Annotated in this window: 20 protein-coding genes; 8 read left to right on the forward strand and 12 right to left on the reverse strand. The window is 73.4% G+C overall.

The features are described 5' to 3' along the window. Positions 1 to 6: 6 nt before the first annotated feature. Positions 7 to 843, reverse strand: coding sequence for a CAP domain-containing protein (locus tag ACEZDE_RS29505; protein WP_380542568.1), 837 nt, complete (start codon positions 841 to 843; stop codon positions 7 to 9). 175 nt (positions 844 to 1,018) lie between these two features. After that, positions 1,019 to 1,579 (reverse strand): hypothetical protein, encoded by a 561-nt coding sequence (locus tag ACEZDE_RS29510; protein ID WP_380542570.1) that lies wholly within the window; start codon positions 1,577 to 1,579, stop codon positions 1,019 to 1,021. Positions 1,580 to 1,614: 35 nt separating this feature from the next. On the opposite strand from ACEZDE_RS29510, the gene ACEZDE_RS29515 reads away from it, so the two are divergent. Together ACEZDE_RS29515 and ACEZDE_RS29520 are read left to right on the forward strand one after the other, a co-directional pair. Continuing rightward, on the forward strand, positions 1,615 to 2,337 hold the full coding sequence (locus ACEZDE_RS29515) for a response regulator transcription factor (protein WP_380542573.1): 723 nt from the start codon (positions 1,615 to 1,617) through the stop codon (positions 2,335 to 2,337). After that, a complete protein-coding gene (locus tag ACEZDE_RS29520) occupies positions 2,334 to 3,833 on the forward strand; it encodes a sensor histidine kinase (RefSeq protein WP_380542576.1) in 1,500 nt (499 codons plus the stop codon). The genes ACEZDE_RS29515 and ACEZDE_RS29520 overlap by 4 nt, the downstream gene beginning before the upstream one ends. Before the next feature lie 148 nt (positions 3,834 to 3,981). On the opposite strand, the gene ACEZDE_RS29525 is transcribed toward ACEZDE_RS29520, so the two are convergent. The 3 genes from ACEZDE_RS29525 to ACEZDE_RS29535 all read right to left on the reverse strand — a co-directional run bounded on the left by ACEZDE_RS29525 (position 3,982) and on the right by ACEZDE_RS29535 (position 7,904). Then, complete coding sequence (locus ACEZDE_RS29525; RefSeq protein ID WP_380542579.1) at positions 3,982 to 5,358, reverse strand: ricin-type beta-trefoil lectin domain protein; 1,377 nt, start codon at positions 5,356 to 5,358, stop codon at positions 3,982 to 3,984. 197 nt (positions 5,359 to 5,555) lie between these two features. After that, complete coding sequence (gene rox, locus ACEZDE_RS29530; RefSeq protein WP_380542645.1) at positions 5,556 to 6,986, reverse strand: rifampin monooxygenase; 1,431 nt, start codon at positions 6,984 to 6,986, stop codon at positions 5,556 to 5,558. 156 nt (positions 6,987 to 7,142) lie between these two features. Beyond that, entirely contained in the window at positions 7,143 to 7,904 is a 762-nt protein-coding gene (locus ACEZDE_RS29535; protein ID WP_380542582.1) for an MBL fold metallo-hydrolase, read from the reverse strand. A gap of 51 nt (positions 7,905 to 7,955) precedes the next feature. Between ACEZDE_RS29535 and ACEZDE_RS29540 the strand changes: the two genes are divergently transcribed. Together ACEZDE_RS29540 and ACEZDE_RS29545 are read left to right on the forward strand one after the other, a co-directional pair. Continuing rightward, complete coding sequence (locus ACEZDE_RS29540; RefSeq protein WP_380542585.1) at positions 7,956 to 8,651, forward strand: alpha-ketoglutarate-dependent dioxygenase AlkB family protein; 696 nt, start codon at positions 7,956 to 7,958, stop codon at positions 8,649 to 8,651. A 76-nt stretch (positions 8,652 to 8,727) separates the two neighbouring features. Further along, entirely contained in the window at positions 8,728 to 9,570 is an 843-nt protein-coding gene (locus tag ACEZDE_RS29545; RefSeq protein WP_380542588.1) for an SAM-dependent methyltransferase, read from the forward strand. Between the two features lie 75 nt (positions 9,571 to 9,645). On the opposite strand, the gene ACEZDE_RS29550 is transcribed toward ACEZDE_RS29545, so the two are convergent. Beyond that, on the reverse strand, positions 9,646 to 11,376 hold the full coding sequence (locus tag ACEZDE_RS29550; RefSeq protein WP_380542591.1) for an MFS transporter: 1,731 nt from the start codon (positions 11,374 to 11,376) through the stop codon (positions 9,646 to 9,648). Positions 11,377 to 11,613: 237 nt separating this feature from the next. Here ACEZDE_RS29550 and ACEZDE_RS29555 point away from each other — a divergent pair, with 237 nt between their 5' ends. Both ACEZDE_RS29555 and ACEZDE_RS29560 read left to right on the forward strand, forming a co-directional pair. Then, complete coding sequence (locus ACEZDE_RS29555; protein WP_380542594.1) at positions 11,614 to 12,525, forward strand: SAM-dependent methyltransferase; 912 nt, start codon at positions 11,614 to 11,616, stop codon at positions 12,523 to 12,525. A 1-nt stretch (position 12,526) separates the two neighbouring features. Continuing rightward, positions 12,527 to 13,636: a terpene synthase family protein gene (locus ACEZDE_RS29560; RefSeq protein WP_380542597.1), complete on the forward strand. Its 1,110-nt coding sequence runs from the start codon at positions 12,527 to 12,529 to the stop codon at positions 13,634 to 13,636. On the opposite strand, the gene ACEZDE_RS29565 is transcribed toward ACEZDE_RS29560, so the two are convergent. From ACEZDE_RS29565 to ACEZDE_RS29590, 6 genes are all read right to left on the reverse strand, one after another. Next, positions 13,605 to 15,053: a cytochrome P450 gene (locus tag ACEZDE_RS29565; RefSeq protein WP_380542600.1), complete on the reverse strand. Its 1,449-nt coding sequence runs from the start codon at positions 15,051 to 15,053 to the stop codon at positions 13,605 to 13,607. The two genes, ACEZDE_RS29560 and ACEZDE_RS29565, sit on opposite strands and share 32 nt — an antisense overlap. Next, the gene (locus ACEZDE_RS29570; RefSeq protein ID WP_380542603.1) at positions 15,050 to 15,667 is read right to left on the reverse strand and encodes a GTP-binding protein; all 618 of its coding nucleotides are present in this window, start codon (positions 15,665 to 15,667) and stop codon (positions 15,050 to 15,052) included. The genes ACEZDE_RS29565 and ACEZDE_RS29570 overlap by 4 nt, the downstream gene beginning before the upstream one ends. Further along, positions 15,648 to 16,055 carry a DUF742 domain-containing protein gene (locus tag ACEZDE_RS29575; protein ID WP_380542606.1) on the reverse strand — a complete coding sequence of 136 codons (408 nt, stop codon included), beginning with the start codon at positions 16,053 to 16,055 and terminating at the stop codon, positions 15,648 to 15,650. The genes ACEZDE_RS29570 and ACEZDE_RS29575 overlap by 20 nt, the downstream gene beginning before the upstream one ends. After that, positions 16,052 to 16,438, reverse strand: a complete 387-nt coding sequence (locus ACEZDE_RS29580; RefSeq protein WP_380542648.1) for a roadblock/LC7 domain-containing protein — start codon at positions 16,436 to 16,438, stop codon at positions 16,052 to 16,054. Before ACEZDE_RS29580 ends, ACEZDE_RS29575 begins: the two co-directional genes overlap by 4 nt. Before the next feature lie 23 nt (positions 16,439 to 16,461). Next, on the reverse strand, positions 16,462 to 18,090 hold the full coding sequence (locus ACEZDE_RS29585) for an ATP-binding protein (RefSeq protein WP_380542609.1): 1,629 nt from the start codon (positions 18,088 to 18,090) through the stop codon (positions 16,462 to 16,464). A gap of 191 nt (positions 18,091 to 18,281) precedes the next feature. Next, positions 18,282 to 18,722: a DUF5997 family protein gene (locus ACEZDE_RS29590; protein WP_380542612.1), complete on the reverse strand. Its 441-nt coding sequence runs from the start codon at positions 18,720 to 18,722 to the stop codon at positions 18,282 to 18,284. Positions 18,723 to 18,780: 58 nt separating this feature from the next. Between ACEZDE_RS29590 and ACEZDE_RS29595 the strand changes: the two genes are divergently transcribed. Together ACEZDE_RS29595 and thpR are read left to right on the forward strand one after the other, a co-directional pair. After that, positions 18,781 to 19,632, forward strand: coding sequence for a LysR family substrate-binding domain-containing protein (locus tag ACEZDE_RS29595; RefSeq protein WP_380542615.1), 852 nt, complete (start codon positions 18,781 to 18,783; stop codon positions 19,630 to 19,632). A 5-nt stretch (positions 19,633 to 19,637) separates the two neighbouring features. Continuing rightward, the gene (gene thpR, locus ACEZDE_RS29600) at positions 19,638 to 20,249 is read left to right on the forward strand and encodes an RNA 2',3'-cyclic phosphodiesterase (RefSeq protein ID WP_380542618.1); all 612 of its coding nucleotides are present in this window, start codon (positions 19,638 to 19,640) and stop codon (positions 20,247 to 20,249) included. The last annotated feature ends 455 nt before the right edge of the window (positions 20,250 to 20,704 follow it).

The following is a 20,704-nucleotide window of genomic DNA, read 5'->3' on the forward strand; positions in this document are numbered from 1 at the left end:
ACTGGGTCAGCTTGCGAAGTCCTGGGTGAGCCAGACGGTGCCGGAGCTGTCGCGGTAGACGGCTATGCCGACCCGGGTGTAGCCGGAGTTGAGGATGTTCTTGCGGTGGCCGTCGTCCGGGGGCTTCTCGTCCAGCATCATCTGGGTCAGGCCGACCGCGCTGGCGGCTATCGCCGCCTCGGTGTTCGCGACGCCGCCGCCCTCGCCTATGTTCTCCCCGGCCGAGGTCCAGTGCACCCCGGCCGCGGTCTCCCGGTCGCCGAAGGCCGCCTCGCCGGGGCACTGGTGCGAGAGTCCGCAGCCGGAGGCCATCACCTGGTTGTGCGCGGCGGCGCTGGTGTTCAGGCCGGAGAACAGGGTGTAGGGGGCGAGGCCCTGGGCGGTGCGGTTCTTGTTGATCAGGGCGAGCACCTGCTGCACCGCGCCGTCGGCGGTGCTGCCGCCGCCGCTGCCGCCCGAGGCCGTCGTGGGCGCGGCCGAGGCCGCGGGGGACGAGGGCCGCGGGGCCTGCGTCGTCGGTGCGGGTTTGACGGTGTGCCGGGCCGGGGCCGGGCGGCGGCTCGCCGTGGACGTCGATGGCGCCGCGGTCGGCCGGGGCGAGGCGGTGCTGGTCAGCCAGCCCGCCTTCTGCGAGCCGAGCCGGTACGCCCCGTGCCGGGCCGCGTCCGCCACCGGGGAGCCGCCGTGCAGCGGCATGCCGGTGCCCAGGCAGGCGAAGGCCGTCCCGCCGCCGAGTACGGCGAAGGCCGCCGCGCCGGTGAGCGCCAGCCGCAGCCGCGGCTTGCGCCGCGAGCGGTGCTGACCGGCGGCGCCGCGCGAGCGGGAACGATGGGGTGCGGTCATCAGGGACACCTCGTGAAGGGGGAGAAGCGTTCTGCGGAGCGGTCCTGCGGGCATGACCCTAGGCGGCTTCCGCGCCCGGGAACCCCCGCGAGCGCCAACTTCAGGTTGCGCTAAGGAAGGCCGCACCCTCCGCTGCGCCGGACCGCACCCGTGGCGCACGGGCGGTGACGCCGCGTCACCAGGAGACCTCGCGGGTGACCTCCTGCGCCTGCGGCTGCAGGCTCGCGGTCAGCTCCGAACGGTGGTGCGCCCCGGTGAAGGTCACGGTCAGCGTGTCCGCCGCGGACTGCGCGGTGCCGGTGGTGAAGCCCAGCGCGGGCACCGCGGAGACCAGGCACACCGCCGTGGCCCCGAACCGGACCGTCACCTGGCCGCCGGTGGACTCGAAGCTGTGCGTCCCGGCCCCGCCGGAGCAGTCGGCGGAGGACGGCCGCCCGGCCGCGGTGTGCGGGGCGGGCGGCGGCGACGGGTGCGCGGCCGGGGCGGACGGTGTCGGCGGACGGCTGCTGGTCGGCGGCGCGGTGTCCGGCGTGGACACCGGCGCCCCGATCGCGGCCGGCGTGGTCGGACCGGCCGCGGACCCGGTGGCCTGCGCCAGCACCGTCGACACCCCCTGCGCGGTCGGCGGCAGCGGCGCGGTGGAGCCCACCACGAAGGTCACCGTCAGGAACACCGCGGTGGCGGTGAGCGCGGTGCAGGACAGCCAGACCAGGAAGAAGCGTATGAACCGGGGCACGGCCCCATGATGGCCGATCGGCTACGGTGTCCCGCATGGCCAGCCTCCTCGTCGTGGAAGACGACCCCGGCATCCGCGCCGAACTCATCGACATACTCACCGGGGACGGGCACGTGGTGCGCAGCGCCGCCGACGGTTTCGGCGGGCTGCGCGAGGTCACCCGGGGCCCGCTGGACGCGGTGATCCTCGACCTCGGCCTGCCCGACCTCGACGGCAGCGACGCGCTGCGCATGATCCGCGGCATCTCCCGGGTGCCGGTGCTGATCGTGACCGCCAGGGACGAGGACGCCGAGATCATCCGGCTGCTCAACGCGGGCGCCGACGACTACCTGGTCAAGCCCTTCTCCGGGGGCCAATTGCTGGCCCGGCTCGGCGCGGTGCTGCGCCGCGCGGCCCCGCAGCCGGGCCCCGCCGCGGACGCCCGCACGCTCCAGGAGGGCCCGGCGCCGCTGCGCGAGCCGGTCAGCGTCGGCCCGCTGCGGATCGACCCCGGCTCCCGCACCGCCCATCTGCGCGGCCAGGAAGTCCCGCTCACCCGGCGGGAGTTCGACCTGCTGGCGTTCCTCGCCGCGAACGCCGGGCTGGTGGTCTCCAAGCGGCGCATCCTGGACGAGGTGTGGCGCGAGCCCTACGTCGAGGACCAGACCATCGACGTCCACCTGTCCTCGCTGCGCCGCAAGCTGGGCGAGACCGCGGCGGCGCCGGTGCTGCTGCGGACCGTGCGCGGGGTGGGCATCAAACTGGTGCCGCCGCGATGAGACGCACCCTGGCCGGGGTGGCGCTCGCGGTGACCTCGATGGTGGCGCTGTCCTTCCTGATCCCGCTGGCGCTGCTGGTCCGCTCCGAGGCGCGGACCCAGGCGGTCACCGCGGCCGAGCAGCGCGCCGCCGCGCTGGCGCCGGTGCTGACGCTGACCGCCGACCCGGGGCAGCTGCGGCAGGTGCTCTCCGGGCTCGACCCGACCGGCCGGCTCGGCGTCCACCTGCCCGGCGGGCAGACCGTCGGCTCGGGCCGGGCCCCGGCGGCGCTGCTGCTGCGGGCCCAGCAGGACGGCGAGTCGCTGGCCCAGGGGCTGCCGGATGGCGGCTGGGTCTACCTGCAGCCGGTGGTGCTGGGGCAGGGGCGGGTGGCGGTGGTGGAGGAGTCGCTGCCGAAGGCCGCGCTCGGCCGCGGGGTCACCGCCTCGCTGTGGGTGATGGCGCTGCTGGCGCTGGGCCTGGTGCTGGGCTCGGTCCTGGTCGCCGACCGGCTGGCGGCCCGGGTGGTGCGCTCCTCGCGCGGACTGTCCCGGGCCGCGCACGCGCTGGGCCGGGGCGACCTGGAGTCGCGGGTGGAGCCGATGGGCCCGCCGGAACTGCTGGAGGCTGGGCAGGCGTTCAACGCCATGGCCGAGCGGATGCTCGAACTCCTGGCGGTGGAACGCGAGTTGGTGGCCGACCTGTCGCACCGGATGCGCACCCCGCTGACCGCGCTGCACCTGGCCACCGAGCGGATGCCGCCGACCGCGGACGCGGCCAGGATCACCGCCGCGGTCACCCACCTGGAGTCGGAGCTGCATGCGGTGATCACCGCCGCGCGGACCCCGCTCGCGGTGGGGCCGATGGGCGGCTTCGCCGACGCCTCGGGTGCCGCCGGCTCCGCCGAGCGCCGGTCCGGTTCCTCCGGCCGCCCGTTCGGCCGTGGCGGGCGCGGGGGCGTGGGGCAGTTTGCTGACGGTGGGTCAATTGACGGTAAGTCAGCGGGTGCGGCTCCGGGGCGGGAGCGGGTGCTCTGCCCGGCCGCGGAGGTGGTTCGCCGCCGGGCCGGATTCTGGTCCACCCTGGCCGAACAGCAGGACCGTCGCTGCCTGGTGGAGGTGACCGGCGAGGACGCCCCGGTGGACCTGCCCGAGGACGACCTCGCGGCGGTGGTCGACGCACTGGTCGGCAATGTCTTCCGGCACACCGCCCCCGGCACCGGCTTCGCGGTCCGGCTGGCCCGCGCGGCGCAGTTGGTGCTGCTGACGGTGGAGGACGCCGGTCCCGGCATCCCCGATCCGGACGACGCGCTGGTGCGGGGCGCGAGCGCGGCCTCCACCGGGCTCGGCCTGGACATCGCCCGGCGGGCCGCGGCGGCGACCCGCGGGTCGGTCCGGATCGACCGCGGCCCGTTGGGCGGCGCGCGGATCGTGGTGACCTTCGGCCTGGCCGCGTCGCCGCCGCGCGGAGGCTCGCTGAACCGCCGCCGCGGGCGGGCCCGCCGGGCCCGGAGCTGAGCGGCGCGGAGCCGAGCGGGAACCGGGCCGAGTGGGCGCGGGGCGGGGCACGGAGCGGGCTCGGAGCGGGGGCACGGAGCCGGGCGGGCTCAGGGCGGGGCCCCGGTCGGTGTCGGCCGGGGCCCCGCAGGGTGTTATTGATGATGCGTCAGGCAGGGAGTGACCACTGCTGGTTGGCGCCGCCGGTGCAGTCCCAGATCTCGACCTGGGTGCCCGGTGTGGTGGACCAGCCGGTGTCGTCCAGGCACTTGTTGGACTGCGGGTTGTAGTAGGAGCCGTTGGACTGGTGGATCCAGACCTGGGCCGCCGTGTTGTTGCAGTCGTAGAGGTCCACGGCGGTGCCGTCGGCCGTGCCGCCTCCGTTAATGTCCAGGCACTTGCCCAGCACGTGCAGGGTGGTGCCGGCCTGGACGTAGGTCCACTTCTGCGCGGCGGTGCCGTTGCAGGTGTAGACCTGGACCGGGTTGAAGTTGGCGGTGCTGGCGGCACGGTCGTCCAGGCACAGGCCGCCGTAGCCGGTGATCGCGCTGCCGCTGCCGGTGCCCCCGCCGCCCCCGCCGCCACCGCTGCCGGTGGTGGTGTACGCCGCGACGTAGCCGACGCTCATGGTCCCGCCGGAGCTGGTCGAGGAGCTGGGGCTGGTGCAGCCGCAGACGCCGTTGGGGAATCCGCCGCCCATCGCCAGGTCGAAGATGATCGACAGGTTGTGGTCGAAGGCCGCCTGCCAGGTCGAGGTGCCGACCTGGCTCTCGTTCACGCTGAAGTACGAGGTGCCGTCGAGGTAGAAGGTGATGGACTCGGCCGAGGTGTTGGTGCGGTCGAGGATCATCGTGTAGGTGTGGTAGCCGGTCTGGCAGCCCGAGCAGCCGCGCAGACCGCTGCCTATGCCGTTGCCCTCGTTGCACACGCCGCCGGGGTAGGTGCCGCAGTGGATCGTCCCGGCCACCTGGGAGAGCGCGTTGACGTCCTCCATGATGTCGATCTCGCCGTTCTCCGGCCACTGGCCCGGACCCAGCATCCAGAACGCGGGCCAGTAGCCGAGGCCGTTGCCCGGGTTCGGCTGCTGGATCGACGCGGTGACCTCCAGCTTGCCCCCGGCCGGTGCGCCGACGTTGGCGCTGGGGGTCTGGATCCGGCCCGAGGTCCAGTTGCCGCCGTTGTTGATGGCGGTGATGTTCAGGTGGCCGTTGCCGTCCAGGTGGACGTTGCTGGTCGAGTTGGTCATGGTCTCGATCTCGCCGGTCCCGAAGTTGGAGCCGGGACCGGTGTCGTAGATCCAGTTGGACGACGAGGGCGCGCTGCCGGAGGCTCCGGCGAAGCCGTCGCTGAACACGGTGCTCCAACCCGACGGCGCCCCGGGCACGGTGACCGCGCTCGCGCCGGTGGGGAAGGCGACGAACGCGGCGAGCAGGCCCACCGTGGCCAGCACCACGGTGCTGCGGGCGCGGTGGCCGCGTCCACGGCCGCGCCGGAAGAGGGAGAGTCCGCGCCGCGGGGTGCGGCGGGCTCGTTCGGTACGGATCATCTGCGGCTCCCAGAGTGTGGGGGAGGGAGGAGATACGTCGTCCTGGGAGCGCTCTCTTTTTGCTGCGAGACGCTCCTCGGAGCGACGGTGGGTGTATCAGGGGAACTATCGACCTTGGCATGGACACGCGTCAATGGTTGTTCATCATGAGGTTTTTGTCGGTCCGTTGGCTTCACCTTGTGAAGGCAGCGGACCGCTCACCCGGAGGCGGCGCCGAACCACACGGGCAGCTGGCTGAGCAGGTCCTGCTGGTCCTCGCCGACCCAGGCGACATGGCCGTCCGGGCGCAGCAGCACCGCGGGCGGGTCCAACTCCTCGCTGACGTCGGCGACCAGGTCGACCCGGTCCGACCAGCCCTCGACCGAGAGTCGTCCGGTCTGGTCGAGCAGCAGCCCGCGGCCGGCGTGGGTCAGCCCGTAGAGGTGGCCGTGCTGCTTCAACTCCAGGTCCCGCAGCCGCCGTCCGAGCAGGTGGTGGCCCTCGCCGAAGTCGTAGCGGATCCCGGTCGCGGTGATCTTCTCGGTCAGCCGGCGGTTCACCTCCTCGAACTCCATCAGTTCCGCCAGCAGTCGGCGCACCGCCTGGGCGCCAGGATCGGTGGACATCAGCTGCATCATCGCCCGGGTGCTGTCCAGCACCTCGACGGCCACCGGACGCCGTTCGTCCTGGTAGCTGTCCAGCAGTCCGGCGGGCGCCCAGCCGTCGACCGCCGCGGCCAGTTTCCAGCCGAGGTTGAACGCGTCCTGGACGCCGAGGTTGAGCCCCTGGCCGCCGGCCGGCGGGTGGACGTGCGCCGCGTCCCCGGCCAGCAGCACCCGGCCGCTCCGGTAGCGTTCGGCCAGCCGGGTGGCGTCGCCGAAGCGGGAGAGCCAGTGCGGCGCGTGCGCGCCGAAGTCGGTGCCCGCGATCGCCCGCAGCTGCTCCTTGAACTCCTCCAGGGTCGGCGGCGCGCCGCGGCCCTCGGTCACCCCGGCGGCGGGGACGACCACCCGGTAGCGCCCGTCCCCGAGCGGCCCGGCGCCGAACCGCAGCTGGGTCTTCCGGACCTCGGTCATCACCGCGGTGATCGTCTCGGCCGGGGCGGTCAGCTCCATCTCGCCGACCAGGGTCTCGACCTTGCTGGCCTCGCCGGGGAAGCCGATCCCGAGCAGCTTGCGCACCGGGCTCCGGCCGCCGTCGCAGCCGACCAGGTAGCGCGAGCGCAGCGTGCTGCCGTCGGCCAGCTCGGCGGTCACCCCCTGGTCGTCCTGGCTCAGCCCGACCAGCTCGCAGCCGCGCCGGATCTCGGCGCCCAGCCCGACCGCGTGCTCCTCCAGCAGGCGGTCGGTGACCGGCTGCGGGATGCCGAGGACGTAGGGGTGCGCGGTGTCCAGCTCCTTCGGCGCGGACTTGGGGATACCGGCGAAGAATCCGCCGACCGGGTACGTCCGGCCGAGCGCGAGGAACCGCTCCAGCAGGCCGCGCTGGTCCATCACCTCGATGCTGCGCGCGTGCAGGCCCAGCGCCCGGACCACCCTGGTCGGCTCCGCCTCCTTCTCCAGCACCAGCACCCGCACGCCGTGCAGCCGCAGTTCGGCGGCCAGCATCAGGCCGGTCGGTCCGGCGCCGACCACGATCACGTCCATCATCAAAACGCCCATTCAACGATCAATCCGATGAACCCGGCATTTACCCAGGTTCCGGTCTCGGCCGACCATTCTGCGGCACACCGGGGGCCTTGCCGCAAGGCCCCCGGTGCGCTATATCTTGGTAGTGGCAGGGAGTGTGCGAACTCCTTGCCTTTGTCATTTCCCGGGGAGGTTCTCGGTGCGCCGCAGGTACCCGGCGGCCAGCTCGCGGAGCCGGGCCCGGTCGAAGCCGCGGCCGTGGCCGGGGTGGACCCGGGACACGTCCAGTTCGGCGAGGTACTCCATGCTGCGGCGGTAGGCGGGCACGTCGGAGTCGGGCAGGTCGTCGATCAGCTGGCCGTCGTAGACCACGTCGCCCGAGTAGAGCGCCCCGGTGTGCTGCTCCAGCAGGGCGATGCTGCCGGGGGAGTGCCCCGGCAGGTGCAGCACGGTCAGGGTGCGGCCGCCCAGCTCGACCAGGTCCCCGTGCTCCAGCAGGCGGGTCGGCGCGACCGGGCGGACCCGGTAGCCGGCCGGGTCGTAGCCGGGGTGCGGCAGCGACCTGAGCAGCAGCTCGGGGACCGGCTCCGCGGCCGGGTCCAGGCCGAGCAGCCGGTACAGCTCGGGTCCGTTGAGGCTGGCCGGGACGCCCGCGGCGAGGACCGCCGCGTCGGCGGAGTGCGCGGCCCGCTCGCGGAACTCGTACGCCCCGCCGACGTGGTCCAGGTGGGCGTGGGTCAGCAGCACCAGCGGGTCGCGTTCGAACATGCCGGGGATCTCGTCGCGCAGCGGGACCACGCCGAGCCCGGCGTCGACGACGAGGTCGCGGTCGGTGCCGCGGAGCCACCAGAGGTTCGCCGACAGCAGCGGGTCGACCCGGGGCTCCGAGATCCGGACACAGCGGTCGTCCAGGGTGGTCTGCCGGTACCAGAGGGCCATGTCGGACAAGTGTACGGAGCGTGGACCGGCGCGGCGGGGGAGGATGGGGGGATGACCGATGTCCCGCTGTTCGGACCGTCGCCGGAGCCCAGGGCGCGGGCCGAGCCCGCGCCCGGGGCGGTGCACCTGCCCGGCTGGCTGACGCCCGATCAGCAGCGGCTGCTGGTACGGGAGTGCCGCGGCTGGGCGACCGGCCCGGTGCCGATGCGGCACACCCGGCTGCCGCGCGGGGGAGTGATGTCGGTGCAGACGGTGTGCCTGGGCTGGCACTGGCAGCCCTACCGCTACACCCGCACCGCGGACGACGTGAACGGCGCGCGGGTCGCCGAATTGCCCGGGTGGCTGGTCGGGCTGGGTCGGCGGGCGGTGGCCGACGCCTACCGTGATCCGGCCGCCGCCGCGGACTACACCCCGGACACCGCGCTGATCAACTTCTATGACCGGGACGCCCGGATGGGCATGCACCAGGACAAGGACGAACGCTCCGACGCCCCGGTGGTGTCGCTGACGGTCGGCGACAGCTGCGTGTTCCGCTTCGGCAACACCGAGGGCCGGGGCCGTCCGTACGCCGACGTCGAGCTGCGCTCCGGGGACCTGTTCGTGTTCGGCGGACCCTCCCGGTACGCGTACCACGGGGTGCCGACGGTCCGTCCCGGCAGCGGGGACCCGGCGGTGACCGGGCTGCCGGGAGGGCGCCTCAACATCACCCTTCGGGTCACCGGGCTGGAGCCCCGAACCGTCAGGTGATCAGCCTTGTTTTGGTCAAGTCGCAAGCTAGGATCGGCCCTTGATGATTCGTGGGACTGGTGTGCGAGGGGATGCGATGTCGGACAGCACCGATTGGATGAAGCGCGGCCTGGTCGAACAGCCGTTGGAGCCGGTGGATCTGCGGACCGACATCCCGCATTCGGCCCGGATGTACGACTACTGGCTCGGCGGCAAGACCAACTTCCCGCCGGACCGGGCCATGGGCGAGCTGTTCGAGCAGGTGATCCCCGGGATCAAGGTGATGGCCAGGGAGAACCGCAGGTTCCTCGGCCGCGCGGTGCGGTACCTGGCGCAGGAGGAGGGCATCCGCCAGTTCCTGGACATCGGCACCGGGATTCCCACCGAGGGGAACACCCATGAGGTGGCCCAGGCCGCGGCGGAGGAGAGCCGGGTGGTCTACGTCGACAACGACCCGATCGTGCTGGCGCACGCCCGCGCGCTGATGGACAGCAGCAGCGCGGGACGGACGGCGTACATCCACGCCGACCTGATGGAGCCGGAGAAGATCCTCGCCGACCCGGCGCTGACCCGGACGCTGGACCTGGACCGGCCGGTCGGCCTGACCCTGGTCGCGATCCTGATGCTGATCGCCGACCAGGACGACCCGTGGGGCCGGGTCCAGGTGCTGCTGGACGCGCTGGCGCCGGGGAGCTGCGTGGCGATCACCCACCCCGGTTCTGACTTCGACCCGGTGGCGATGGACGCGGTGGTCGCCGCGGCGGCCAAGGGCGAGATGGTCCTGGTGCCGCGGACCCGCGCGGAGGTGGAACGGTTCTTCGGCGACTGGGAGCTGCTGGAGCCGGGTGTGGTCCCGGTCCTCGGCTGGCGCCCGGACGGCGAGGCCCCGGCGGACCCGGCCGCGGCGTTCTACTGGTCGGGCGTCGCCCGCAAGCGCTGAACGCTTGGCGCGGGGCCTGGCGGCAGGCGTCTGTGCTGACCCGAGCCGGTGGTGCCGCTGCCCCGTCCCCGGGCCCTACCGGCAGGGCGTGCCGCGGGGGAGGGTGTAGCGGGCGCCGACGGTGTAGGTGCCGGCGGCGACGGCGGTGAGGCGGGTCCAGTGGCCGTCCTGGGTGAGGCAGCCGCCGCCCGCGCCGCCGAGCAGGTCGAGCCAGGGGGACCAGGCGATCCGCAGCACCGTGCTGCCGGCCCCGCTGAGACGGAGGGTCAGTTCGGCCGCCCCGGCGTGCAGCACCCTCGCCGGGGCGGAGGCCAGCGGGGCCGCGTCGGCCACCCGGTAGACGGTCCAGTGCGGGTCGCGCCACACCGGGTGGAGCCAGGACGGTCCCGCGGCGACGATCCGGCTCTCGGCCGCCGAGCCGTAGTCCGGCACGGCGTCGGGCAGCACCACGTAGCCGACGGCCCAGGTGGCCAGCCAGGCCCGGTAGCCCGCCGCGGTCAGCGCGCCGTCGTAGAACAGCGGGTTGCGGGCGATGTCGACCTGGCGGTTCCAGCCGCGGGCCAGCTCGACGAACGGGGTCAGGCTGGAGGCCTCCACGTGGGAGGCAGCGCCGACCACCTCCACCCGGGCCCGGTCCGCCCCCAGCCGCTCCAGCTCGGCGCCCAGCGGCTGGGCGTACCGGGTCCACCCGGCCGCGGGCACCGTGTCGGCCAGGTCGAACACCGGCTGGACGGTCTGCCAGCAGAACGCCACCGCGAAGGCCAGCCACAGCACCCGGGCCCGCCGTCCGCCGCTCGCCCTGGCCGCGGCCAGCAGCACCGTCGCCGCGAACAGCAGCGCGAGCCGCTCCACATTGCTGCCGACCGGCGACGGGATCGCCAGCGCGAGCAGGTTCCCCAGCACGTAGATCCAGGCGCCGAACCGCACCGACCGCCAGGAGCGGGGGCTGAACAGCGCCACCGCCAGCGCGGTCACCAGCACCAGCACCAGGTCGAGCGAGCTGTTGGGCTGCACCCCGTAGAAGGGGAAGAGCAGGGTGGTGGTCCCCACCACCAGCGGCGGCCCGACCGCCAGCGCGACGGCCTCGGCCCGGCGGCCGGTCAGCGCCAGTGCGGGCGCCGCGACCAGCAGGAACAGCCCGTCCACCGGGCTGGCCAGGGTCGCCAGCACCCCGAGCAGCCCGGCGGCCACGATCCACGGCGCCCGTCTGTCCCGCCGCTCCTGGACCGCCAGCACCGCGCCGAGCGCGAAGCAGGCCCCGACCCCGAAGGTGACCCGGCCCGAGGCGGTGTCGCAGGCCAGCCCGGCCGCCCCGCAGAGTGCGGGCAGCAGCGGGCGGTCGATGCCGGAGCGGGTCAGCAGCCGCGCCAGCAGCGCGGCGGCGACCGTCCCGGCCAGCACGGCGCTGGTGCGCACCCCGAGAAAGGCCATCAGATACGGGGTGAGCACGCTGTACGAGACCGGGTGCATACCGCCGTACCAGGCGAGGTCGTAGGCCGATCCGGGGTGGGCGGCGGCGAACTGCGCCCAGGCGTACTGGGCGGCCATGTCGCCGCCGTTGGTGGCCAGGAAGCAGGCCCACACCAGTTGCAGCACGGCGGCGAGCAGCACCGCCGCCAGCACCGGACGGCCCGGCCGCCACCAGGGCGGGTGCGCCGAGGCAGCCGGTGGGTCCAGGACCGCGACAGCGGCCGGGGCGCGCTCCAGCAGCTGCGAACGACCGAGTGCCGCACTGTCGGCGGCGAGTGCTCGCAGGACGGTGGGCTCCTCGGTCGGCGTGCTGACGGGCTCGGTCCGATGGCACACCGGACCAGCGAACTCTCCCTGCCCGAACCTAACACTGCGGTAACACCGACGGTGAATCTGCGATGCTCGGGGCATCTGAGCGCGCAGTCTTCGTCGGCCAACGAGCGTTCAGATTCGGTCAATTCATCGATACATATGCTCTAGGTATGTGCAGGGTGTGACTATCCATGATCATCTGGGCAGGCAGCTGAGACGGGGACAGACATTGCCAGCGCGGAGACTGACCAGAGGAGACCCGTGGACCACAGCACCGCACTCCGGCCCCCGACCACCGCCCCCGAGGTGGGTTTCGACGAGCACCAGGTGCCGCTCTACTACTCGAAGAAGACCGCCGACATCGTCTACAAGTACGGGCCGGGTCCGCGGATCCACTTCCACGTGGGGCTGTTCGACGCCGCCGCGGCCCCGAACACCACGGTGAGCCAGGCCGTGGTGAAACAGCGGCTGGTCGCCTCGCAGGAGCGAATACTCCGTCACATGGCGGACTCCTGGGGCGTCGCGGACGCCCCGCCGGCCAGCCTGCTCGACGTCGGCTGCGGCCTCGGCGGCGGCTCGATCCACTGGGCCCAGGAGTACGGGGCCCGGGTCACCTCGCTCACCAACACCGCCGAACACGTGCCGCTGATCGCGGAGTTCGCCCGGCGGGCGGGCGTGGACGGCCGGGTGTCGCCGGTGCTGGGCGACGTCCACACACTGGGCGAGCTGCGCCGCTACGACGCCGCCGTGGCGGTGGAGAGCTCCGGCTACATGGACCGGACCCGGCTGTTCGAGGTGATGGCCCAGGCGCTCAGGCCGGGCGGCTGGTTCGGGATCCAGGAGCACTTCCTGTGCCGCCCGGAGTGGACCGACTTCATCGACGGCTACTACAAGACCCGGCTCGGCACCCTGACCGAGTACATCACCGCGGCCCGCGCGGCGGGCTTCGTGCTGGAGCAGGACGAGGACGTCACCGACCGGGTCCGCGAGTTCTGGGTGCAGAGCATGGCCTGGAACGCCCAGGAGCTGGAGCGGCTGGAGGCGGGGGAGGCCTCGCCGGTCGCCCGGGACCGGCTGCTGGACTCGGCGCTGGCACACGGGAAGTTCTTCCGGGTGTGGCGCGACCACGCGGTGGAGACCCGGCTGCTGCTGTTCCGTCTGCGGGCGCGCTGAGATGGGGACCGGCCTGTTCCTGCCGCCCTTCTACTGCCCGATCGAGTCCGCGATCCACCCGGCGGCGGAGCGGATCGAACGCGAGGCCGTCGCCTGGCTGGACGCGACCGGCATCTTCACCGACGCCGCCGACCGGGCCTGGAACATCGCCACCCACGCCGCCGAGTTCAGCTGCCGACTGGCCCCGGAGGGGGACGAGGAGAGGCTGCTGCTGTTCGCGATGTGGAACCACTGGATGTTCGGCCTGGACGACGCCCGCCTCGACAACAGCTCCCGGCCGGTCCGGGCCGCCGAGACGGTCGACCTCAGCCTGCGGATGATCCGCTGCATCGAGGCGCCGGGCTCGACCATGCTCGGCGCCAACCCGGTCGCCGACGCGCTGGCCGACCTGGTGGTCAGGACCCGGGCACTGACCACGCCGGTGCAGTTCCAGCGGCTGGCCGAGGGGGCCAGGGACTTCCTGCTGGGCGTCGCCTGGCAGAACGCCAACATCGAACGCGGCGTGGTGCCGCCGCTGGCCGACTTCGTCCCGGGGCGGATCGCCGACGTCGGCGGCCGGTTCGACGCGGCCTTCATCGAGATCGCCAACGACATCGAGGTCCCCGCCGAGCAGCTGTACGCCGACCCGGTCCGGGCGGTGACCGAGGCCGCCGGATTCATCGTGGGCTGCGACAACGACCTGCTCTCCTACGCCAAGGAGGACCGCGGCGGCGGCGCGGGGCAGAACATCCTCGATGTGCTGATGCACCACCACCGCTGCTCGTTCGCGGCGGCGCTGGAGCAGGCCACCGCGGTCAGGGACCGGGCGATGACCCTGTTCCTGCGGCTGCGCGAGCAGGTCGCCCGGGAGGCGGGCCCGGACCTCCGCCGCTATCTCGAAGGCCTGGGCCACTTCATCGCCGGCAACATCCAGTGGTCGGACACCGCCCCCCGCTACGCCAGCCCGCGCAACCGCCATCTGCTCCCCGACCCGCTGGCCCGGCTGAACGTCAGCCTGCGGGACACCCCGTCGGACCCCCGGACCGAGCCGCTGCCCATCCCCACCGTGGCGTGGTGGTGGACCCAGCTGCGGACCACCGCTAGCGCGACCGCCGGGTCAGCAGCCTGGTGAGCCCGGACCACCAGCCGGTGCGGCGCGGCGGCTCCGCCCGGTCGGTGGCGGCGGTGGCGGGCGCCGACGCGGCGTCCGCCGTCGCTGCCGCGGTCGCTGCCGTCGTTGCCGAGGCCGCCGGGCCGGTCTGCTTCGGCCTGCCCGGGGTGAACTCGACCGGCAGCGCCACCAGGTGACGGGACATCAGCGTGGAGACCCACCGCAGCTCGGTCTCCGGCACGGCCAGCCGCAGGTCCGGCAGCCGCATCAGCAGGGTGTCGATGCCGGTGTCCGCGATGGCCCGGCCGATGTCCTGCCCGGGGCACTCGTGCGGGCCGCCGCTGAACGCCAGGTGCGAGCGGTTGCCGTGCACCGGCACGGTCGGGTCGGGGCGGATGGCCGGGTCGACGTTGCCCGCGGCCAGGCCGAGCAGCAGCAGGTCGCCCGCCTTGATCCGCTGGTCGCCCAGCTCGGTGTCGCCGGTCGCCCAGCGGCCCAGGATCGTGGTCAGCGGCGGCTCGTCCCAGAGCACCTGCTCCAGGGCGTCCGGCAGGGTCATCCGGCCGCCGGCCAGCGAGGCCCGGAAGCGCCGGTCGGTGAGCACCATCCGCAGGGTGTTGGCGATCAGGTTGGCGGTGGTCTCGAACGCCGTGATCAGCACCAGCCGCAGGTGTTCCACCACCTCGTTGTCGCTGAGCGCGGACGAGTGCGCGATCAGCCAGGAGGCGAAGTCCTCGCCCGGCTCGGCCCGCCTGCGCTCCACCAACTGCCGCAGCGTGCCCACGATGTAGTCGTTGCTGGCGAGGGCGGTCGGGGTGCCCTTCATCATGTCGCGGGCCGCCTCGACCAGTCGCGGACCGTACTCCTCGGGCATCCCCAGCAGCTGGGTCATCACCAGCATCGGCAGGTGCGCGGCGAACTGGCCGACCAGCTCCGCCTGGCCCACCGGGGCGAACTCGTCGATCAACTGGTTGGCGAAGCGGGTGACATGGCGGCGCACCCCGCGCCGGTCGAACCGGGCCAGACCGTCGTTGACCGCGCCGCGCAGCCGCTCGTGCTCCTTGCCGTCGACGAAGTTGCACAGCGGCTGCCAGGCGGCGATCGGGGCCAGCGGGTGGGCCGGGCCGACCCGTCCCTCCTGCATGTCGCGCCAGCGGCGCGGGTCCCGGGAGAAGCGGGACGGGGTCCGGGCCACGTCCAGGTTCTCCCGGTGGCCGAGCACCAGCCAGGCCGGAAGGTCGCCGTGCACCAGGACCGGTGCCACCGTGCCGTGTTCGGCCCGAAGCTTCTCGTAGAGGCCCATCGGGTCGGCCTCGGCCTCGGGGCCGTAGAGCCGCCGTATCGCGTCGGAGCCCAGGCCGTGGGCCGGGCATCCCGGTGGCGGGACGGCGGGTTGGGCCGGGTCGGCACCGGTCTGCTCCGGCGGGGGGACGGTCACAGTTGCTCCGAGGTGGTGAGGGAGTGGAGGTGGCGCATGAGGGTCAGCAGGACGTCACGGCTGGACTCGCGGCTGCGCGCGTCGCACGCGACGATCGGCACCTGCTCGGGCAGGTCCAGCGCGGCCCGCAGCTCGGCCAACGGATAGGAAGGAGCCCCGGGGAAGGAGTTGACGGCGACCACGAAGGCCACGCCGCGCTCCTCCAACCGCCCGATCACATCGAAGCTGACTTCGAGGCGGCGGGTGTCCACCAGCACCACCGCGCCCATCGCCCCGTCGAACAGGCCGTTCCAGAGGAACCAGAAGCGCTGCTGGCCGGGCGTGCCGAACAGGTAGAGCACCAGTTCGTCGTTGATGCTGATCCGGCCGAAGTCCATCGCCACCGTGGTGGCGGTCTTGCGCTCGATCCCGGCGACGTCGTCCACGCCGACACCGGCCCGGGTCATCGTCTCCTCGGTCGTCAGCGGGCGGATCTCGCTCACCGCGCCGACCAGGGTCGTCTTGCCGACGCCGAATCCGCCGACGATCACTATCTTCACCGCGGCGGTGGCCGAGGCCGGCAGAACGTCCTCCTTCCGCGGTCCCACCAGCGTGTCAGAGCCTTTGAAGTCCATGCATCACCGCCTCGATCAGTGCGACGTCAGGAAGGTTGGCCAGCTGGAAGGGTGCGCGTGCCTGCACCCTCCCGTCGGCTAAGAGGTCCGCCAGCAGCACGGTGACCACGCTGAACGGCAGGCCCAGGTAGGCCGAGAGCTCGGCCACCGAGAGCGGGAAGCGGCACAGCCGCAGGATCGCGGAGTGCTCCGGCTGCAGCTCGGGCTGCGGCTCGGCGCGCGAGACGATCAGGGTGACCAGGTCCAGCGCGTCGCGCTGGGAGGCGCCGCTGCGGCCCCCGGTGATCACATAGAGCCGCTCGGGGTTGCCCTCGTCCCAGCCCTGGTCCCAGCCGTCGTCCCACTCCTGGTCCGCGTCGTGGCCCCTGCCCTGGTCCGATCCACTCATGGGGCCTGCCCGTCGTCACGCGGCCCGGTGCTCAGGTGCTCGCCGATCCGGGCCACCAGGTCCCGCATCCGCGCGCCCATCAGCCCGGCGTCGACGCCCTCGTCGGCCAGCACCGCGAGGTAGGCACGGGCGCCGGCCGCCATCAGGTAGAAGAAGCCGCCCGACATCTCGATCACGACCAGCCGCATCCGCCCGTCGCCGTGCGGCAGTTCGGTCGCCACCGCACCGGCCAGGCTCTGCAGCCCGGCGCAGGCCGCGGCCAGCCGGTCGGCGGTGTCGGTGTCCGTGCCGTACTGGGCCATCCGCAGGCCGTCCGCGGACAGAACCACGACGTGGCGGGTCTGCGGCACGCCGTCTGCCAGATCCTTGAGCATCCAGTCCATATTGGCTCGCTGCTGAATCACAGCTATTCCACCTCATCCGACACGACGTCACTGACAGGTCCGACCGGCGCGCTCGTCGACACCTGGCCGTTCGCGCCGTCCTGGAAGGCGGACAGCCACAGGCCCGGCGCCACCGCCGGCTCCTCGGCCGCCTCGACGGCGACCGCGGCGGGCCGGGGGACCGCCGTCGGGCGGCCCTGGGCCGGGGCGGCGTGCCGACGGCGCTGCGGAAGTCCGCTCGGGGTCCGCTCGGTCACCACCGGGACGTCGTCCTCCTCCGCCGACCAGGGCCGGTGCTGCTGGGCGGCTGCGGCGGCGACCGGCACCGCGGGGGCCTGCTGGGGGACCGCCGGCGCGGGGGCGCTCGGTGCCGGGACGGTGACCGGCGAGGCCACCGGGACGGGCTGCGCCGGGGCGCTGGGGACGGCCTGCGCCGGAGCGCTCGGGACGGCGGCGGACGACTCCTCGCTCGGGCGCAGCCCGGACGAGGCGCCGATGCCGTGCGCCCGGCCGGTCGCCGGGGCGGTGGTGATCAGGTCCTGAGGGATGATCAGCACCGCGCGCACCCCGCCGTAGGCCGAGGGCCGCAGCGAGACCTGGAAGTCGTAGGCGCGGGCCAGTCGGCCGACCACGGCGAGGCCGAGCCGGGGCGTCTCGCCGAGGTCGGTCAGGTCGATCCCGGCCTGAGCCTCCCTCAGCATCCGCTCGGCGCGGGCCCGGCCCTCCTCGGTCAGGCTCAGGCCGCCGTCCTCGATCTCGACCGCGATGCCGGTCTGCACGTCGACCGCGGTCAGGTGCACCCGGGTCTGCGGCGGGGAGTAGCGGGTGGCGTTGTCCAGCAGTTCCGCCAGCGCGTGGATCAGCGGCTCGACCGCGGGTCCGACCACCGCGACCTCGGAGACCGAGTGCAGCTCGACCCGCTGGTAGTCCAGGATCCGCGACATGGCCCCGCGGAGCACGCTGTAGAGCGGCACCGCCTTGCTCCACTGGCGCCCGGGACGGGCCCCGCCGAGGACGGCGATGCTGTCGGCCAGCCGGCCCACCAGCGCGGTGCCGTGGTCGAGCCGCAGCAGGTCGGCGAAGACCTCGGGGCTGCGGCCGTGCCGGTGCTCCATGTCCTGCAGGTCCTGCGCCTGCCGGTGGACGATGGCCTGGACCCGGCGGGCGATGTTGACGAAGGCGCGCTGGGCGGACTCGCGCAGGTCCTCCTCCGCGGTCACCGCCTCCAGCACCGAGCGCAGCACCACCTGGTGCGCGGCCTTGAAGTCGGCGGACTCGTCGGCGTCGGCCGAGGCCGCTTCCCTGAGCACGTCCTCGATGTACTCGCCCTGCTGGATCCGGGCGACGGCTTCGGGCAGCAGCACCTGGCCGAGCTGCGCCGTGCGGCGCTCCTGCTGGGCCAGCCGGCTGTCCAGAGCCGCCTCCCGGGCGCGCAGCGCGGCGAGCACCCGACCGCGGCGGGCGGCCTCGGCCGCGAGCACGGCGACGGCGACCGTGGCCACCGCGCCGCAGACGGCGACCTGCGCGCGGGCCGCGTGGGCGACCAGCGCCACCGCGACCACCGAGGCGGCCGCGGTCAGGACGGCGGGGAGTAACCAGGCGAGGACGGACTCAGATCGCCGCCCTCGGGGAGACGCTCCAGCACGAACCATCGGTGTCCTCAAGAAGTGGGGAGAATGGGGGGCGACCAGCGGAAACTACGGCGCCGGTATGATCAGCCGCAGGCAGCCTAGCCGATTCTGTGAACCCCTCGACACTTCAACGGGCATATTCCGCAACGCGATTGACTAAATTTGACATGTACCCTCAGGGAGCGGTAAAGGCCCTGCGGGAGACCGGGCGACTACCGCGACTGGCGGTCCGAACCGGTCCTGGCGCGCTGCTTCGCGGCCTCCTGCTGGTGCTTCTCCTTGATCCGCGCGGTCTCCTTGCGGACCTCGGTCTGGGTGGCCCGCTCGTGCTGGAGCCAGAGCGGTCCCTCGGCCAGCAGCGCGTCGATCTGCTCGGTGGTGAGGGACTCGGTGATGCCGCCGCGGGCCAGCCCGGAGATCGAGACGCCGAGCTTGGCGGCGACCACCGGCCGGGGGTGCGGGCCGTTCCTGCGCAGGTCCGCCAGCCACTGCGGCGGGTCGGCCTGCAGGGCGTTGAGCTCGTCGCGGGAGACGACGCCCTCCTGGAATTCCACCGGAGCGGCCTGGAGGAGGACTCCCAGCTTCTTCGCCGCGGTCGCGGGCTTCATGGTCTGGGGGGTCTTCGCGGGCGTCTTCGGCTTGGGCGTCGTCATGGGGTCAAGGGTACCGAGCCGGAGCACCCGCCCTGGTCACGGCCGGTACTCTGGCCGTGTGACAGACAGCGACGCGACCTCCCCGTCCTCGTTCCCGGCCGCGTTCCGGCTGGCGTACGTCCCGGGCGTGACACCCACCAAGTGGGTCGGGGTCTGGAACGAGCGGCTGCCCGGGGTGTCCCTGACCCTGCTCCAGCTGCCCGCGGCCGAGGGGGAGCAGGCACTGCTGGACGGCGCGGCGGACGCCGGACTGGTCCGGCTCCCGGTCGACCGGACCGTACTGAGCGCCATCCCGCTCTACACCGAGACCACGGTCGTGGTGCTGCCCAAGGACCACGGCGCGGCGGAGGCCGCCGAGCTGACCGTCGCCGACCTGGCCGAGCTCCTGGTGCTGCACCCGCTGGACGAGGTCCTCGACTGGGGGGACGACCGTCCCGGGGTCGCCGCGAAGGAGCGCCCGGCCACGACCAGGGACGCGGTCGAGCTGGTGGCGGCGGGGATCGGGGTGCTGGTCGTCCCGCAGTCGCTGGCGCGGCTGCACCACCGCCGCGACCTCACCTACCGTCCGCTGACCGACGCGCCGCAGTCGCAGGTGGCGCTGTCCTGGCCGGAGGAGCGGACCACCGACCTGGTGGAGGAGTTCATCGGCATCGTCCGCGGCCGAACCGCCAACAGCTCCCGCGGCCGAACCGAGACCGCGCCGCAGCCCAAGCAGCAGCGCGGCAAGGCGGGGGCCAAGGGCGGCGACAAGGCAGGCGCCAAGGCGGGGGCCAAGGCAGGCGCCAAAGCAGGCGACAAGCGCCGCCAGGCCAAGGCCACCCCGTCCACCCGCACCTCCGGCGGCCGCCCCCGCACCGGTTCCGGCAAGCCCCAACCGGGCAAGCGCGGCAAACCCAAGCGCCGCTCCTGACCCCGATGACCGACCAGCCCCAGCCCCAGCCCCAGCCCCTTCCTCCCCACCCCCCGACCGTGCGGGTGTTCATCGCCCTCGCCCCGCCCGACGAGGCGAAGGACGAACTGGCAAGCGCTCTGCAGCCGGTCTACGAGCAGTTCCCCCAACTGCGCTGGAACCGGATCGAGGACTGGCACATCACCCTGGCGTTCCTCGGCGAGCTCCCGGTGGCGACCGTCCCGCTGCTGCGCCCGGCCCTCGCCGGCCTCGCGGCCTCGCGCCCGCCGCTGCGGCTGGGCCTGCGCGGCGGCGGCCACTTCGACGAGCGGCTGCTGTGGAGCGGGGTCAAGGGCGAGCTCGAAGGACTCCACCAGCTCGCCGCCGAGGTCCGCAACCTGGTGCGGGCCTGCGGGGTCGCCTTCCAGGAACGGCCGCTGCGCCCGCATCTGACACTGGCTCGGGCCCGCCGCAACGAGCAGCCCAGCGTCGTACGGGCGACCGCGGACCTCACCGCCTTCGACGGCCGCCCCTGGCAGACCGACCGCCTCCACCTGGTAGGAAGCAACCTCGGCCGCGGCCCAGGCATGATCCGCTACCGCGACATCGAATCCTGGCCCTTCAACGGCGATGCCTGACCACCTGCCCGCCCGCCGGCCGGGGCATCGAGGCCGGCTTCCAGCCTGACACTGCGACAACTGGCCCCGCCCTTCGGCGTTTCGAAGCCGGCCGGTTGTCACAGTCGGCCGGCCCGTGCCCACCGCCATCGCCGATGGCGGCTGTGTCTGTCACCCGGGGTGAAGCCCCTGTACCGCCGAGCTGGCGTCATGGGAGATGGGGGAGGACGCATAGCCTCGCAGGCGGGAGTGGGCCCCGGTCGAACTCCGGGGCCCGTTCCGTTCGTGGGCTGGCTGGGTGTGGGTGGGTGTTCGTCAGAACGCGGGGTCGGTCTTCTGGTTGTAGATTTCCTTGCCGGATGTGTTGTAGGCGTGGATGTAGGGGGTCGGGGTCTGGGTGTTGGGGCTGTGGGGGGTGGTGTCGGTGGACAGGGCGATGGTGTAGGCGAACGCGCCGCCTGCCATGGTGGCCGGGT

The sequence above is a fragment of the Streptacidiphilus cavernicola genome (assembly GCF_042510955.1).
In the GTDB taxonomy this organism is placed as follows: Bacteria; Actinomycetota; Actinomycetes; order Streptomycetales; family Streptomycetaceae; genus Streptacidiphilus; species Streptacidiphilus cavernicola.

Coding starts and splice junctions, on each gene's coding strand:
- ACEZDE_RS29505 (WP_380542568.1), bottom strand. CDS start 843: ATGACCGCACCCCATCGTTCCCGCTCGCGCGGCGCCGCCGGTCAGCAC.
- ACEZDE_RS29515 (WP_380542573.1), top strand. CDS start 1,615: ATGGCCAGCCTCCTCGTCGTGGAAGACGACCCCGGCATCCGCGCCGAA.
- ACEZDE_RS29520 (WP_380542576.1), top strand. CDS start 2,334: ATGAGACGCACCCTGGCCGGGGTGGCGCTCGCGGTGACCTCGATGGTG.
- ACEZDE_RS29525 (WP_380542579.1), bottom strand. CDS start 5,358: ATGATCCGTACCGAACGAGCCCGCCGCACCCCGCGGCGCGGACTCTCC.
- rox (WP_380542645.1), bottom strand. CDS start 6,986: ATGATGGACGTGATCGTGGTCGGCGCCGGACCGACCGGCCTGATGCTG.
- ACEZDE_RS29535 (WP_380542582.1), bottom strand. CDS start 7,904: ATGGCCCTCTGGTACCGGCAGACCACCCTGGACGACCGCTGTGTCCGG.
- ACEZDE_RS29540 (WP_380542585.1), top strand. CDS start 7,956: ATGACCGATGTCCCGCTGTTCGGACCGTCGCCGGAGCCCAGGGCGCGG.
- ACEZDE_RS29545 (WP_380542588.1), top strand. CDS start 8,728: ATGTCGGACAGCACCGATTGGATGAAGCGCGGCCTGGTCGAACAGCCG.
- ACEZDE_RS29560 (WP_380542597.1), top strand. CDS start 12,527: ATGGGGACCGGCCTGTTCCTGCCGCCCTTCTACTGCCCGATCGAGTCC.
- ACEZDE_RS29570 (WP_380542603.1), bottom strand. CDS start 15,667: ATGGACTTCAAAGGCTCTGACACGCTGGTGGGACCGCGGAAGGAGGAC.
- ACEZDE_RS29575 (WP_380542606.1), bottom strand. CDS start 16,055: ATGAGTGGATCGGACCAGGGCAGGGGCCACGACGCGGACCAGGAGTGG.
- ACEZDE_RS29580 (WP_380542648.1), bottom strand. CDS start 16,438: ATGGACTGGATGCTCAAGGATCTGGCAGACGGCGTGCCGCAGACCCGC.
- ACEZDE_RS29585 (WP_380542609.1), bottom strand. CDS start 18,090: ATGGTTCGTGCTGGAGCGTCTCCCCGAGGGCGGCGATCTGAGTCCGTC.
- ACEZDE_RS29590 (WP_380542612.1), bottom strand. CDS start 18,722: ATGACGACGCCCAAGCCGAAGACGCCCGCGAAGACCCCCCAGACCATG.
- thpR (WP_380542618.1), top strand. CDS start 19,638: ATGACCGACCAGCCCCAGCCCCAGCCCCAGCCCCTTCCTCCCCACCCC.